The sequence below is a fragment of the Thalassoglobus sp. genome, assembly GCF_048270125.1.
Lineage (GTDB): Bacteria > Planctomycetota > Planctomycetia > Planctomycetales > Planctomycetaceae > Thalassoglobus.
This window is the reverse complement of the sequence record NZ_JBLWTN010000007.1, coordinates 62,244-78,812: the sequence shown is the minus strand read 5'-3', so window position 1 is coordinate 78,812 and position 16,569 is coordinate 62,244. Positions and strand designations below refer to the sequence as shown.

Annotated in this window: 6 protein-coding genes; 5 read left to right on the top strand and 1 reads right to left on the bottom strand. The window is 52.7% G+C overall.

Features of this window, described 5'->3' with window-relative positions:
• Positions 1-47: 47 nt before the first annotated feature.
• Positions 48-917 (top strand): hypothetical protein, encoded by an 870-nt coding sequence (locus ACN0YR_RS10615; RefSeq protein ID WP_417849191.1) that lies wholly within the window; start codon positions 48-50, stop codon positions 915-917.
• A 14-nt stretch (positions 918-931) separates the two neighbouring features.
• Here ACN0YR_RS10615 and ACN0YR_RS10610 read toward each other — a convergent pair whose 3' ends face one another.
• Entirely contained in the window at positions 932-6,043 is a 5,112-nt protein-coding gene (locus tag ACN0YR_RS10610; RefSeq protein WP_417849190.1) for a neutral/alkaline non-lysosomal ceramidase N-terminal domain-containing protein, read from the bottom strand.
• 501 nt (positions 6,044-6,544) lie between these two features.
• On the opposite strand from ACN0YR_RS10610, the gene ACN0YR_RS10605 reads away from it, so the two are divergent.
• The 4 genes from ACN0YR_RS10605 to ACN0YR_RS10590 all read left to right on the top strand — a co-directional run bounded on the left by ACN0YR_RS10605 (position 6,545) and on the right by ACN0YR_RS10590 (position 16,540).
• On the top strand, positions 6,545-10,294 hold the full coding sequence (locus ACN0YR_RS10605) for a DUF1553 domain-containing protein (RefSeq protein ID WP_417849189.1): 3,750 nt from the start codon (positions 6,545-6,547) through the stop codon (positions 10,292-10,294).
• Positions 10,295-10,364: 70 nt separating this feature from the next.
• Positions 10,365-11,645, top strand: coding sequence for a DUF1501 domain-containing protein (locus tag ACN0YR_RS10600; protein ID WP_417849188.1), 1,281 nt, complete (start codon positions 10,365-10,367; stop codon positions 11,643-11,645).
• A 293-nt stretch (positions 11,646-11,938) separates the two neighbouring features.
• Complete coding sequence (locus ACN0YR_RS10595; protein WP_417849187.1) at positions 11,939-13,255, top strand: acetylxylan esterase; 1,317 nt, start codon at positions 11,939-11,941, stop codon at positions 13,253-13,255.
• A gap of 237 nt (positions 13,256-13,492) precedes the next feature.
• Positions 13,493-16,540, top strand: coding sequence for a beta-galactosidase trimerization domain-containing protein (locus ACN0YR_RS10590; protein ID WP_417849186.1), 3,048 nt, complete (start codon positions 13,493-13,495; stop codon positions 16,538-16,540).
• Positions 16,541-16,569: the final 29 nt, after the last annotated feature.

The following is a 16,569-nucleotide window of genomic DNA, read 5'->3' as shown; positions in this document are numbered from 1 at the left end:
CGTTTCAAAACTGTTCTCAATCCCTCTCCAAAAAACATTATTGAATCATGAAAACAATTTTCACGTGCTTGCTGTTCTTACTTGCTTCGAGTGCTTCGGCTAAGGACTTTCGACCCAATATCGGTCCGGACTTGCCATTGATTACTGTGACGTGCGGAGAGGTGACAATCCTCTTGCGGCAATCGACGCAATGGACTCCGGGGCGAATTGATTTTCGCGGAACACCAATGACAACAGAACGAAGTGCTTACGGGACCGTTTTCCGTTATCCCGAAATTGGTTTCATTGGAACTGCACATCTTGAAAACGAACCCGAAGACTTGCAGTCTCTCTCCTTCTTTTTAGATGGCAAAGAACTCACCTCTCTACAACCGACTCTTCAGGGGAAATCATTTCGCTTCGTGCGAAAATCGAAGATTCGTGGCTTCATACTGACCAACATTTTTGAGATCAAAGAGAACCGCTTGTATGAAACGACGACTGTCAAAGCGAAAGTTGAGACGCATCTCGACCTCGTTTATCAGTTCATGCACGCGTGGACTCCAACGGCTTCAGAACTGATCGCAGGCAATGATGCCTCTCCAGAAGAAGATCTTCATCAACCACTTCTGAACGACGAAAAAGTCGCTCGACTTTTCTATATCAATCGCCCCGTTGACTGGCTTTCGATCTATGAACCCAACAGTCACCAGTTTGCGGTATCCCGGATACTTTCTGCTCCCAAAGAAACAGAAAGTATCTCGATGGTCTGGAACGTCCCGAAGACGTACCGCAAGTATTACTTGAAAGCATTCCAGAACCAGACAGTCCCGAAAGATTTCACTGGGACCTGGAAAATGGTGACCGCTTTCGGACACGAAGATTCGGGGAAATGGCAACCCGCCGCGAAAAAACTGGCTCGTGAACTCCGCAAGTAGCGAGAGCAGTTAAGTTATTTCGAATCCTTCTGCCGAACGTATTCAATTACGTCAGCGAAGTCTTGCGGCTTCATGGTTTTCTCCAATCCTTCTGGCATCAGGGATTTTCCAGTGCTGCGGATTTCTTCGAGTTGGTTTCGGAGAATGACTCGCTGCTTCTTTTCCTGTTCAACAAGGGTGATGCTGTTGGCGGTCTCTGCTGCCATGATTCCGGTATAGACTCGACCATCGTCGGTCGCTGCAACGTATGTCACAAACTTTCCATCGACTGCGGCACTCGGATCGAGGATCGAGGTGAGCAGGCTACTCGGTTTCATGTCAGTGAGAGATCGCAAGTTCGGGCCAATGTCAAAGCCAACGTTGTCGAGCTTGTGGCAAGTTGAGCACTGCTTTTTGAAAATTTCTTTACCACGACTCGCTGATCCTTTGAGACTGAGTACGTTTTGGTGATCTTGGACAACCTGGCGTCGGTCCTCGCTTCCTGACTCGGCGAGCAACTTCGTGACGCGTTCTCGAATGGCTTTATCGCGATATGCTGAAAGGACCTGGCGTGCAGAGGCTCCAATGTCGGTACGGGCGACACTCCCGGATTCGATGGCGTCCAGTAAATCGGTTAACCATTCACGGCGAGTCGACAGGACAGCTAAAATTTCATTTCTTAGGGCTGGTCCGTGACTGCTCCAACCTTCCAGCAATTGATTGCTGACAGTCTTGTCAGAGGATGCCCCCAGATGACGGACAACTGCAACCTGAACGGATGGCGGGGTTTGCGGTGTCAGTAAGGAGGCGAGCTTGCTGAGTTCAGCAGAGCGTGTATCGGGATCTCGTGCGAGCAAAGGAATCGCTGCCATGCGAAGCGATTCTTTTGCATTCGGGTCAACAGCGGTGAAAAGTGCTTGCTCGACAAGACCGTTCATTTGCAGCCGTAATGCCTCTCCTCGTTGACCACTTTTGCTGACCAGCTTCTTCAGAGTAAGCTCGCGACGTTGTAGAGCATCAAACAACTCAGCCATGGTTTTTAATTGCCATATTTTCAACTCTGGATCTTGGATTTTCAGGACTGCTTCTAATCCGTCCAGCGTCGCAGCTTGATTTTCAAACGCCACTGAGAACGCGAGCAGTTGCCCAACGAGGTGACCTGCGGCAGGGTTTTCAATTTTCAGCAAAGCGGCTGCTAAGACATCACTGAGGTTGGATTGATTGATTGAACTCATTCGAGCTGAAACGAGATACGGATCGTTCGCATCGGAAATGGTGAGGTCGACGAGAGCATCTGCGCTTGCTTTGCCGGACCATTCGCCCAACGTGCAAGAGAGCTGAAGGCGAACACGGGCATCGGCATCATCCGCAAGTTCAATTGCTTTGGTTATCAGTTCTGGATGTTGTTCGCCCATCGGTTCGGCCAGTCGAATTGCATGGCGTCGAACTCCGGGGTGTGCATCTTGAAGGGCCTGTTGAACAATCGAGGGTGTCAATTTTCCGAGCCCATCAAGAGTACAGAGGGCATGCAGACGACCAAGCGGATTTTCACTCTTTCGAGCGATCTCTTCGAGCGGGGCAACTGTCGCAGGATCGTTTTTCCATTGAATCAGCTGACTCGCCAAATCTCGCTGTTCTCCGCTGGGGCTGTTTAACAAATCAACAAGTTCAACCGGTGCAAGTGTTTCCAGGTTCTGAATCGGACGCGGTTTCTGATCTTTCGGAACGATCCGATAGATGCGGCCCAGGTTTTCTCCTGAACGGTAGAACGGTTCCAGTTCTTTCTGACCTTCTGGCGGGAGCCAGTGCGGATGTTCGATCATGTAACGATACATGTCCACAACCCACAACGCCCCGTCTGGTCCAGTTCTGACCATCACCGGCCGACACCAGCGATCCTTCGAAGCAAAGAAGTCAGTCTCCTTCTCAGCTGAATCTCGGTGCGACATAAAGCTCGGCCCTTCGGTTTCGATGACATTATGCTGAACAAGATTATGAAACGGTTCGCACGTGAAAGCGTGCTCTGAACTAAACTCTTGTGGGAAAAGTAATTCATCGCGATATACGATGGCGGAGCAGGCGGAAGTAAATCGCCCTGACTGTTCGAAGCCATGGAAGCGTTTCTGCGGGCTCTTCGCAGGATAAACTTTGGGGTTTCGTTCTCCGACAAGAATCTTGCGCGGATCAGGGGGCGCGAAGTGGGGGTTTCGTCGCAGGTAATGATCCTGCAAAACAAAATGCCAGAGCGGAAAACTGTTCTGCTGACCAAACCAGTTTCCCCAATCATCCCGATTTCGACCGAATTGTGATGGTCCACTTTGAGGATCAATGTCTCCGGTATCGGGGCGGAAACGAAAGTCCCGGCTTCCGAGTTCAACTGTCGCGCCTGACTTTGTTGAGTGAAGTTTTCGGTCGGCCCCATAACCGCCGTGATGTGCTCCGCTCGCGCAGTAGATCCAGTTGTCCAGTCCCCAGCGCAGGCCATTCACTCGTAACTGTTGATTGCCTTCCTGAAAGCCGGAGTACAACACTTCCTGCTTATCCGCTTTGCCGTCGCCGGTTGTGTCTTCTGCGAAGAGAATCTCTGGAGCGGCAGTGATGAGGACACCATTTCGCCAGGGCATCAGTCCGGTTGGGAATCGAATTCCATCGAGGAACAGAGTCGAACGATCGTATTGTCCATCATTGTTCGTGTCCTCCAGATACCGAACACGTCCACCTGGCTTTCCTTTGCCATCCATGCCGAGAGGATAGTCCGCCATCTCTGCGACCCACAGTCGACCATCAGTCCCCCATGCAATCGCGACCGGGTCTTTTACCAATGGCTCCGCTGCAACAAGTTCAATTTGATACCCGTCACGAATGTGAGTTGCAGCCAATGTTTCTTCTGGGGAAAGCGGAGGATCCTCGGGTGTAATCGAACCAGTTGTGGGAGAAGACTCAGCTTGTTGTTCTGCTGACTCAAATCCTGCTGCTTTGAAATGCGATGCAATCTCTTTCGGGCTGAGGACTCGTTTGTAAATCGCAACTTCCGACAACTTTCCTTCGAATGGTGCGAGTCCATCATTTCGACCACCAACGAAAATGTCGTCGACATCCTTCGGGTGTGAGACGGAAATCTCCCCGCTTATTTCTGGAGTGGTGTTTCCATTCAGATAGACTTTGACCTGTTGTCCGTCTCGAACCATGGCGACATGATTCCAGGTTTTCGTGGGCAACACAGTTTTACCGACGAGCAGTTCATCCTTCTCATTTCCATTGAAGAAGATCAGCTTGCCGGCATTTTCTGCATTCTGATATGTGCCACCAATTCCCAGGTGATCGCCAGCAGCATCTTTTTGTCCCGGTGTCCCACGTGAGAGAATGTAGCCGGTGACCGCACGAGCATCATTCGGCAAACCGTTCCAGAACCACAATTCGGCAGCCCAGGTGTCGCCCAAACCTTTCAGTTCTGATTGCATTCGCCCACCAGCAAAGTGAGCGGCTCGATTGGCTGTTTTCTTTTGCTGCTCTGGAGTCTCAGCGAATCCCGGCAAGAAATACGCCACACCGTTTTCGTACGTTCCGTGATTCTGTCCAACCGCATCGACTGCGCGGCTCCCTGACATTTCGTTGAATCGCCAGTACGCAGTCGGCTTCGAGGCAAATATGCTTGTTGAGTAGGCGTTGGTATGTGCGTCGATTGCACGACGAGGTTTCCCCGCAACCTTTTCGAGAAGTCCCAATAGCGTCTCGACAATTTGGGGTTCTGCCTGAACTTCCAGTCCTGCTGTCCGTGCTGGCCAGGTTGTGTAGCCCCCTAACGCATGTTGTTCTGGAGGAGGGATATAGCCTTGCGCTCCGTTCGCCAGCTCGATGTTAAAAGTCGGCTGCAGCGGACTTTGAGCTTTGATCTTCAACCCGGTGAGACCATAGACTTCATTCGGAATCGCTGTGATTCCGATCTCTCCGATTCGGACCGCTTGCAGTTTGATTTCAACTTCCGGTTCTTCATGCAGATAGATTTGCTCGCGTGCATAAATTTCTGCTCTGGACTTTGGTAATTGCTCACCCAGTTCCTTGAGTATCGACTGAGACCACTTCAGTCGTTCTTCGTCTGGAGTGCGTCGTTGAAGTTTTAGCTTCGCTTCAGCCATTCCAAGTGAAACATGATCTTGATACTGAATCCTTTTGTACGCTTCGTGAACTACTTGAGCGACTTCCAGCGTGTATTGATCGAGATCCCGCTTCTGTGCGGGTGATCCGTAATCCATCCACATGCTGTCGCCGCTTGTTCCTTGCGACATGATTCCGACGAACGAATCCGCATTTTCTTTGACGCCGATCAGCTCTGCGAACTTGTTCCCGAAACGACCGCAAAAATCGCCAGAGATAAGTGGTGCTCCGTAATAGTGAAGGGCGTAATTTGCCAAGACGCCTAATGGTTGACCTTCTTTTGTCTGCACTGAAATCAGCGACAAGTCGGTATCTGCTGGTCCTGAGGGAGCGATATGATTCTGACTTTGATGCCCCGGATGCATGTGTGCTCGGACGTTGCGAACACCGAATGGGTCAGATGCCATGCGATCGGGGCGATAGATCCAGCGACGACAATGGTTGTGTTCGTAATCTTTCACGACTGTCCAACCGACTTTGGCCGGTTGCATCTTCTCATCTGCCTGATGAATACTCTTTGCAATCTGACCGACCAAAAATTGTTGGTACTCAACGTCTGGTCGACTTCCAAGACATCCCATCGCTGACGGAGCGGAATGCGTGTGCGTTGCAGAGATCAGCATCCGATCGGTAGGAATCCCTGTCGACTCGTGGGCCATCTCCTTAGCGTCGTCCAGGAGATGACGCTGAATCATCAGACTGTCAACGACGACAATTGCTAACCGCGTCTCGCCGTCGTCCAAGACCATCGCACGTGACATCAATCGGTCATGAGCACGGTCTGCCTTCCCTTCGAGAAACTGTCCATTCACAATGACCGGAAACTGCGTCGGAGTAATGTCCACCGCAGCGACACCCGCCAGGAAAGCAGGGGCTTTCTGAGTGAGATTTTCTGCCCCTTCGCTGACGGAGCAGAAGCAAGCGAGGACAACGATGAAACGGGAAATCAGACTCGGAGAGGGCTTCGTTGAGACAACAGGAAAATTGATCACAGAAACTGGTTCCTTTGTGGGATGGAAATTTGTCTTCGCAACCGGTCTGAAAAAGCTTGAATTTCATTCCTTGGCCAAAGAGTAGTTGAGCAAGAGGTACTCGTCATGCCAAGTAAGAGCAGTAGAAAAATGAAGTGCAATATAGCAGCCATCGGAATTCAGCCGATTTCTGAGATGCTGCAGATTTCAAAGAGAGGTCCCACCTTACCTCTCTCAAATTGTCGCCAGACCTGCAATAATTTATTGCTATAGTGCCCTAACATTGAAAATTCGGTATTGTGAATGAATCATTGTAGAAACTGACCGCCTTTGGCGATCACTTCATTAGGGACGTACTCGAGAACAATTATCTCGTTACTCCCGATATTATTACCCGACTTTCCTCAGCTGAAGTTGAGAACCTGTTTGGCAACCTTATGCGATGAAGGATTCTTTCAGTGCTTCATCACTGTTTAAGAGGTAAAAGACTGGTCTTCAGATGAGTTCCAAGGATATGTGAAAATGAGTCTCTTTCGGAAAGCCGTTCATGCCTGCGGCTTAAGGAGTTCCAGAACATTTCGAGTCAGTCTGATTGTAGTTACTACTTTCGCGGTGCTGATGTTGCCTGCGTCTGGCGTCGTCGCTGAGGGTGAGAATGAACCGATACTGGAATGGCGATTTGATGGGGAATCGCAACCCGGTTCATGGCAGGGCAAATTCGGAGCAACTGCCAGTGGACCGCGTCCACCGCGTTATCCGGGATTTTCTGCTACCAACAACAGTGCGACCTTTGTTGGTCATGAAGGCTGGATTCTTGTCAAAGATCACGAACGGGGCGGATTTACGAATGTTCGATTTGGGGCGGGAGAGACATTTGCGTTCGAAGCCTGGGTGAAAATCAAATCGATTGGCAAAGGGCGGATGGTTTATCTCATCGGCAAAGGTCGCCATAGAAAGTTTGGCGAGAATCTCAACGAGAATAACCAGAACTACGCCTTCCGACTTCAGGGAACCGGCGACGGTGCAAAGCTCGGTTTTCTCTTCACGAGCGAGCACCCGGAAACGAAGGAACCCGACTGGCATCGCTGGTGGAGCAATGCCGCAATGCCGCTCAACGGCTGGCACCATTTGGCGTTTGATTTCACTTTTGGAAAGGCTGACAGCCTGCATGCGTACATCGACGGCAAACCTGTTGATGGTGTCTGGGATCTCAGCGGCCCAACGAGCCATCCTCCGGTGCAGGATACCGATGATCTGGTGATCGGCACTGGATATGGACGCAGTTCCGGAGAGTCATTTCAGGGCTGGATGGACAACATCGCAATCTATCGCAAGGCGCTCTCGCCAGAGGTCGTCGCTCGACGTTACTCCTATGATCCACCCCCACCGCCAGTGACTCGCGAGATGATTCCTCCCGGCAAGGTGCTGATTCAGATCAGTGAAGAGGGCGTTCCGGCCTCGAATAGCTGGCCAGAGGAACCATTGGTCACCGAGACTTATCACGAAGATGTCTTCGGACTGTTTGAGCTTCCGCAAAAGTATGTTGCGACTGGAGTCCGGGGTGATCGGGCGAATCCGTCTCATTTGCGAGCCTCAGCGGTCGTAAAACTCCCAGCTGGGAAACACCGGCTATTGTTACGAGGCCGTGGTGTTTGTCGGCTCTCCATTGATGGGAAGAAATTACTCGAAACGTCAGCCCGACCAAACGATCCGGGTGGGTACGAGAAACTCTCTGTTCAGGACAATTACCTCGATCTCGGTCCAGACTTCCGCTTCGCACCGCCGGGCAATCGTGACGCCTGGTGTGAATTCGAAACTTCGGGCGGAGAGCATTTCGTCATTCTGGAAACACTTGTCGGTGGCGTCACAGGCGGCGGGCGATTTCGGCCCGAGGTCGGGGAAACTGTCGTCGCTGTCTCACTGGAAGGGAACGAATCCTGGTCGCTTCTTTCAGCAGGAGATCGTGAAGTCAGTTACACGGACGAAGGCTGGCAGGAGTATGAAGCAGAACGTAGAGAAGTGCTCGACCGAGTGAACGCAGCTGCCCGTGCCGAACGTCGAGCTGCTCATCAGGTTTATTGGGATGGAAGACGGACTGCGGCCGCCGCGTGGCTGGCGGATACCGACAAAGTCAACGTTCCTGAGCTTCCGGATGATGCCCCCGCACACAACGCAATCGATCATTTCATCGCTGCTCGGATTGCTGAGAGTAAAAAAGACTCAACAAAAGCCGACCAGGGTAGTGTGGACTATTTCAAGGAGATTCGACCATTACTGGAGTCGCGCTGTTATGAATGCCATCAAGGTGGTAAGGCACAGGGCAATCTCCGCATCGATGATCACGCATCGATTCTGAAGGGGGGAGATTCCGAAACGCCCGCCATCGTTCCTGGGAACATCGACGAGAGCGAACTCATTGCGAGAATTACTTCGCAGGATGAGTACGTTGTCATGCCGCCGAAGGGGAATCCCCTCACGGACGACGAAGTCACTTTACTCAAGCGCTGGATCAAGAACGGTGCCGCATGGCCGCAGTTCGATATCGAGAGTTTCGAGCCAACTCCGCTCGCTGACAACCTCAGCTTCCTCCGGCGCGTGACTCTCGACACAGTTGGTGTCACACCGACTGAGGCCGAGATCGCTGCATTCATGAACGACAGCCCGGAGACACGCCGCGCCAACGTCATTGATCGCTTGTTGAACGATCCTCGCTGGGCAGACCATTGGATGGGCTACTGGCTCGACGTTCTCGCTGAGAACCCGAACATGATCAACCCGACACTGAACAACACCGGCCCGTTTCGCTGGTGGTTGTATGAGTCACTACTTGATAACAAGCCCGCAGACCTTTTCGTGACCGAATTGATTCGGATGGAAGGAAGTGAACGTTTTGGCGGACCGGCAGGCTTCGGCACCGCTTCGCAGAACGACATACCGATGGCCGCCAAGGGGATTATCGTCAGCTCCGCGTTTTTAGGAGTCGAAATGAAATGTGCCCGATGTCACGACTCGCCAACGCATGTTTCAATGCAAGAGGACTTGCTGCAACTCGCGGCGCTTTTGAAAAAGAAGCCGATCACGCTGCCCGAATCGAGCAGCGTCCCACTCGGACGACTCGAGCAGACCGGTCGTAAGCCATTGATTGAAGTGACTCTCGAGCCGGGAACCCAAGTCGAGCCAGCCTGGCCGTTCGCTCGTTACTGCGATGAATCGGTGGCGGACTCACTGGCTGAACACCCACAAGACTCGCGAGACCGCCTCGCGGCACTCATCACTGCTCCGCAAAACGAACGTTTTGCTCAGGTAATGGTGAACCGCATCTGGCAGCGGCTGATGGGCCGTGGCCTGGTCCCCAGTCTCTCCGATTGGGAAAAGAACAGCCCCTCGCATCCCGATCTGCTGCGGTGGCTTGGACATCAATTTGTTGCCTCAGGTTATGATATGAAAACCATCAGCAGATTGATTCTGAATTCGCACGCGTATCAACGTGCGACCGATCCGACGCTGACTGAAACCAGCCCGCTTTACATCTCGCCGGCGCCTCGACGATTAACAGCCGAGCAGATCGTTGACTCCGTTTTCCACGCGACCGGGACCCCATTCGACCTAGAAGAAGTCAGCCTGGACATCGACGGCGTTCGCGTCATGAGGTCCACCATTACGCTCGGTCATGCGCGGCGATCCTGGATGCTGGCTTCAACATCTAACGAGCGAGATCGCCCCAGTTTGTCACTGCCACGTATTACAGCTGTGACGAGTGTGTTGAAGACCTTCGGTTGGCGCGGAGCCCGACAGGATCCGCAAAGTCTTCGTGACACAGATTCCAACATTCTTCAGCCAGCGATCTATGCCAACGGCGTCATGAGCATCTGGCTGACGCGGTTGAGCGATCGCCACGGAATCACGCAGCTTGTCATGGAAGAACAGTCAGTCGAACAACTGGTTGACCGACTTTTTCTTAAATTGCTGACACGCAAACCGTCGGCTGAAGAGAAAGAGCTTTACGTAAACTTATTGTCCGAAGGATACGACACTCGTGTAATCCCCGAATCGAAACGAATCAAACCGACACCAGTCAAACGTGAACCCGTTCGCTATGTGACTTGGTCGAACCACGTTGATGGCCCAGCCAATGAGCTGGCTGTTCAGAAAGAAGCAGATGCACGTCGTGGTGATCCGCCTACCAATGCCTTGGACAACGATTGGCGTCTTCGTATGGAGGACGTGCTCTGGGCTATTCTCAATGCTCCCGAATGGGTTTACACGCCTTGAGAAGTTCGTAAGACATCGCCGAAGTTCTCGAACCGGCGGTCGCAGATTACTCGACAATTGGAACAATTTGATGCAACGACGACATTTCATAAAACAGGCTGGTGTGTTAGCAGGAGCTGCTCTGACAAGTCGCTCAGCATTCGCATCTCCAACCGCGATCAACATCCCGAAAGGGAAAGCTGAGCATGTGGTGTTCATCTGGTTGGGTGGGGGAATGGCCCAGGTCGATACGTTCGATCCCAAGAATCGCGGGAACTCCAAAGCGACACCAAAGCTCGCCGGCTCTGAGTACGACACGATCGACACCATCGTCCCTGGTGTAAAGTTCTGCGAGCATCTGCACCGCACAGCGAAGCTCGCTGACCGACTCACTGCCGTGCGAACCGTCAATCATCACCTGGTCGACGAACACGCTTTCGGGACCAACTTCGTTCATACCGGCCGGCTCATCACTGGGAGTACGACTTATCCCTCAATCGGTTCGATCGTCAGCCATGTGCGAGGAGCAGTCAACCCGGATGTCCCCGCCTATATGCTGATCGGTTATCCCAACGTCAGCCGTGGCCCCGGTTTTCTTGGTGCTAAAGCAGGCTATGTCTACCTCGTTGATACCGAAAGCGGACCAGCTGGCTTCACGCGACCAGAAGGAGTGACGTCACTTCGCGTTGAGCGACGTCGGCAGCTGCTCGAACCGTTAACCGCCCGCGTCCCGAACGACTCCGTGGTTGCGCAGTATCGGGATGCTCAGTCTGAAGCTCTCCGTCTAGCAGGCCCCGACTTCATGAGACACTTCCGACTGAAGGATGAGTCCGACGAACTGCGTGAGGCCTATGGCGGCGAGTTCGGTCAACGTTGTCTGCTTGCTCGACGTCTGGTGCAAGCAGGAGTGCGGTTCATCGAAGTCTCACATAACCTGAACTTCATCAACGGCACCGGATGGGACACACATAATGAAGGCCAGCAGAATCAGCACTTGCTCATCGAGGAACTCGACATCGCTTTGTCAGCTCTCATCACTGATCTCGAACAAAAAAAGATGCTCGATAAAACCCTCATTGCAATCGGCACAGAGTTCGGTCGTCCAGCCGCCTACGATGCTCGCGGTGGACGCGGACATCAGGGAAGTTGCTTCAGCCTGCTTCTCGCAGGAGGTGGTTTAAATCATCAGGGCGCTTACGGCGTGACCGATGAATTGAGTAAGAACGTCGTCGAAAACCCAGTTTCGGTCCCGGACTTCCACGCGACGATCCACGCCGCCCTCGGCATCAACCCAGCACTCGAACTCTTTGACAACGCCCGCCCCGTTCCGATTACCGACGGGGGCAAACCGATCGCTGCGTTGTTCGGCTAAAGCAGTTTCAAAATCGACTACAACTTGCTTACGCGTGCCGTTTCGGTCCATTGGTCCCAGCGACACATTATATCATCAGCGACACTCTATAAAAATTGCTGGCGAATTCCCGATTCTGGATTGAAGCGGCTGGAGTCTACGCTCTTCGATAGCCTTGGCTGGGAGGACCGCGCATTTCATGTGGTGAATCGTTCCACGACTGAAGCCTCACTCAATTTTGCTCAGGAGTTGTCTCAGCTTGATCTCAGATGTACTCTCATCGAAAACATTTGATACTGTCCCCGGAGAAATTCATGCGCACCCCATCTTCCCTGAGACCTCTGACCTTTGCGATCTTAATACTGTCGGGATCTCTTCTCGCAGCTGAAGAAAACTATTCGCTCAAAGTGGTCGCAGAGAGAGAAAACGCCGTTTACGAGATCGGCGAGGAAGCCAAATTCGTCGTCACACTCACCAAGGGAGAGAAACCTGCCACCGGAAAGGTGATCTACATCGTTGACGACTTCATGTCGGAGCATACTGATCAATTCCCACGCGGGACACTGGACCTGGCGGATGGGAATACAATTTCAGTCAAGATGACTTCTCCCGGATTCCTCAAGTGCCGAGTCAACTTCCAGACATCTGAAAACCAAAAACTATCCGCTACAGCAGGGCTCGGATTTTCTCCAACCAAGATTCCATTAAGCCTTCCGGTCCCGGAAGATTTCGATCAGTTTTGGGCTGACCAGAAGAAGCAACTGGCCCAAATTCCTGCAGACGCCAAATTGACGCACGTGGATCACAAAGATCAATCGGTTCAGTGTTTCGATGTGCAGGTTGATTGCCTTGGTGGAGCGCCGGTTTCTGGTTACCTCGCCAAGCCACGTAATGCGGCAGAGAAGAGTTTGCCAGCTATTTTATGGGTCCATGGCGCGGGAGTTCGCAGTTCAAGCCTGTCGAATGCAATCAAAGGGGCGAAAGCAAATATGCTCTCCATGGACATCAACGCACATGGACTTCCCAACGGAAAGCCGGGAGAATTCTATCAAGAGCAGAATGCAGGCCGATTGAATAACTATCGTCACACCGGTCGCGAAGATCGGGAAACATCCTATTTTCGGGGGATGTTCCTCAGGTTAGTACGCGCCATCGATTTTCTCGCTGACCAACCAGAATGGGACGGCAAGACAGTGATCGTTGTTGGACATAGCCAGGGTGGTGGTCAGGCACTTGTCGCTGGTGGTCTCGATGAGCGTGTCACGTTTATTGCGACCGGAGTCCCAGCCATTTGCGATCACTCCGGCCGAGCGGCCGATCGTATCAACGGGTGGCCGAAACTTGTTCCGCAGTCAGAGAATGGCGAACCCGACTCAAAGATTCTCGAAGCATCCCGGTATGTCGATGCCGTCAATTTCGCCAGTCGGTGCAAGGCTGACGCGATCATGAGCGTCGGCTTCATCGATACTGTCTGTCCGCCGTCAAGTTGCTTCGCAGCCTACAATCAACTGCAAGGGGACAAACAAGTCATTAACGAGCCTTTGATGGGACATGCCGCACCGGCACACATCCATAAGGCTTTCTTTGACGCGATCCAGGAGCATGTACGCCAGCAAAACTCTGCAAACTGAATCTGATTTGAATTTTTTAACGCAACTCAAATTACGGCAGAGCAAACTGTTCTGCCGTAATTGAGATGAGTTCGCTCAACGACAGCACCTGCTGGAATGGTGCTGGCTTCTATGGATGAATTCTCTGTCGTCCCTCACTGTCAGGATGTGATTGAATTCGCTCCAAAGTGGTTTCCATGCCAGTACGATATTCGAAGCAGAACAATAGATTCGAACATTAAACCGCGAGTGCCGACGATGAAATACATTCTCTCCGCGATGCTGCTCTTCCTGCTTGGCTCAACTGCTCGGGCAGAACCGATCTTCGTCGAGGCAGAGAGCTTCACGTCGACGACCGACGCCTGGAAGGTGTCGAAAAATCAACAGACTCGGTCGGCGTCACGGTTGCACACTTTGCACGGTGCCTCAGGAGATCCTCGCGGAAACGCCCGCCGGGCAATCGAAATCAAAGAGCCCGGCAACTATCGAATCTGGGTTCGTTATCTGCACCATGACCGTTTTCGCGGGCCGTTTCGATTCGCCGTCCTGCATGGTGACACGTCGATCGCGAAGGACTTTGACCTTCAAGCAAGACCGGATGCGAAGAGCTGGGCATATGTGTGGGACTACGTCGAAGCGGAGTTGCCTGCCGGCACCGTCGATTTGGAGTTTACGAAGTTCGAACAGAAGAACTGTTCAGGTTATGTGCGACATCTCGACTGCGTCCTGCTGACTACCGACAAATCGATGGTTCCCAGCCATCTGCCGTATGGCGAACAAACATTTCTGCGAGTGACTCTGGGGGAGATCTATGACGAGCCTGTCTATGTTCACATCTTTGCGGATCACTATCGTTCTCCATGGTATCAACACTTCAGTCTCTCCAAGGCAGGCGCACATCCGGGATTGCGACCCAAGGATAGCGAGCGGATGCTGGGGGGCGAGCAGACTCCGTGGTGTAACATCACACCGATGCTCTACCAGGACAGCGGGGCAATCCTGAACATCAGCGTGCGGCACACATATCATCAACACGCAGAAAAATTGCAGGCCCGGTTGGAATTCGCCACGGCAGCAGACGAGCAGTCGATCGTACGAACGATGGACGTGAAGAGTGATCCGAACGGTTTGGTCGTTGTCGTTCCGCCTGATCTGACAACCGCCGAAAATCTTAGCCGATTAAAGCGAGACTCAGACTTCGCAGAAGCGACCGGTCGAATCGCAGATGCATTCGATTGGCCCGAGATCGGAAGGAAGCCACAAAAGTTTCCCTTCTTCGTCAGTGCCACCGTCGGAGGATATGGCACACAAGTCGACAAGTCGGTCAGCGAACGCGAATGGAAAACACTGGATTACTTCGGCTTCAGCAATCGCACCCGGTCGTATATTGGGGGCGTTTGGCATATGCAGAATGGCTCGTATTGCAGTCCCGATATTGAACGGATGAAAGAGCATGCCGCCGCGAAGGCCTCAGAATTTCTGGACAGTGGCAAGTCAATCAACGACATCGTGTTCTGCATGCTTACCGACGAACCGACGGGGCAACCGGCGGCGTTTATGGCTCAGGACGAAGCCTACGCGACCGCGTTTCAGGTTTGGCTGAAGAAACTGGGCAAGTCACCAGCCGACTTACTGGTATCGAACTGGGATGAGGTCAAGCCTGTGCCGGACAACCAGCGCGACGAGTTTCCAGCGTTGCATTACTTCACACAACGGTTTCGTACCCGCGCACTGGGTGACTTCATGGCGATTCAACGGGGGATCTTAGAACAAGCCTATGACCGATCTTTGCCAACACTGGTCAACTTCAGTGATGGTGCGACGTATCACGCCAACATGTACGGACAAGGGGTCGACTATTTCGAACTACTGGATGCTGATGACCAGAATGCGATTTGGAGTGAAGACTGGGCTAACGGGGCGTCCAGCTATCAGTGCGGAGCCTACAACGTCGATCTCATGCGTGCCGCCTCGCGTGAGCGGGGGCAATTGATCGGACACTACCTGGTGACCCATGCCGGTCGTAAATCCTGGGACATCAAACTCAAGGCTGCGAGTGAAACAGCCAGAGGTGTTCGGATCTGGAAGAATTTTTCGTACGGCGTAAGTTGGGGAAGTCACGAAGGCGGACCCGCATGGAAAAGCCATACCTGGTATTCAAAACCTGAGACGTGGCGTGCCAACGCTGAAGTTGTCCGGGAAATTGGTGGCGCAGAAGATCTGCTACTCTCGGCAACTGCCGCACCTGCTGAAGTCGCCATACTCTATTCTTCCTCCTCCGATGCCTGGACTATGAACCGCAATCACGCGTTCGGCTTCAACCGTATGCATACCTGGATGGCACTGGCTCATGCTCAAATTCCCGTCGACTTCTTAGGAGAGCGTCAGGTCGAACGCGGTGGCCTGAAAGACTATAAAGTCTGTTACGTCGATGGCCCAAACCTGACACTCGAAGCGGCACAACGGTTAAGTGAGTGGGTCGCCTCAGGCGGCACGCTGTATCTGTCGGCGGGAGCTGCCAGTCGCGACGAGTACAATCGTCCGCTCGAAGTCTTCGATTCACGGTTGGACTCTCAGCGCGACTCTCTGGAGACGCTCCAGCCTTTTTTGAACTCCGGCAGCTACGTCCATATTCTTCAGCCGCGAGATCGAGTCGAGGCTGATGGCGTAACGCTGGACGTTCTATCGGTTCGCCAGCATCAAACTCCGAGCAAGGACAGCGAGATTTTAGCGACGTTCGAAGATGGAACAGCTGCGATAATTCGTATGAAAGTCGGTAACGGAATGATCTATTCAGCGGGATTCCTGCCAGCGCTGGACTATATCAGGCAGGCCGTCGTCGCTCGACGCGAAACGCAAGCCGCGCGGACACCTGAGGAAGATGTGGCGGCCAACCGTACATCAGCACCAACGCCAACACTTGACGTTCCCGAAAAAACGACGGCAACCACTTCTTCGGCAGATGAGCGTCTGGACCGATCGTACAATCCCTGGGAATTCCCCGCCAAAGTCCGCGAATTGATTCTGCAGCCAGTGCGGGCTGCAGGTGTCGATCCTCCACTCACGTGTAACGTCCCGCTTGTTGATGCGGTTTTGCTACAGGCTGAAAACGGAGCCGTCATACCGATCGCAAATTACACGCTAACACCAATCAAGAACGTTGAATTCCGCCTGCGCAGTCCACGACCAGTCACTCGGGTTGAGTCGATCCATCACGCGTCTATTCCCTTCGAAATCGTCGAAGACGGAACTGTCAAATTCTCGCTACCACTCAACGCCAGCGACTACATCAAAGTGCACTATTAGGACACCATACCGCGTGGCTTTATACCGCG

Coding starts and splice junctions, on each gene's coding strand:
- ACN0YR_RS10595 (WP_417849187.1), top strand. CDS start 11,939: ATGCGCACCCCATCTTCCCTGAGACCTCTGACCTTTGCGATCTTAATA.
- ACN0YR_RS10615 (WP_417849191.1), top strand. CDS start 48: ATGAAAACAATTTTCACGTGCTTGCTGTTCTTACTTGCTTCGAGTGCT.
- ACN0YR_RS10600 (WP_417849188.1), top strand. CDS start 10,365: ATGCAACGACGACATTTCATAAAACAGGCTGGTGTGTTAGCAGGAGCT.
- ACN0YR_RS10590 (WP_417849186.1), top strand. CDS start 13,493: ATGAAATACATTCTCTCCGCGATGCTGCTCTTCCTGCTTGGCTCAACT.
- ACN0YR_RS10605 (WP_417849189.1), top strand. CDS start 6,545: ATGAGTCTCTTTCGGAAAGCCGTTCATGCCTGCGGCTTAAGGAGTTCC.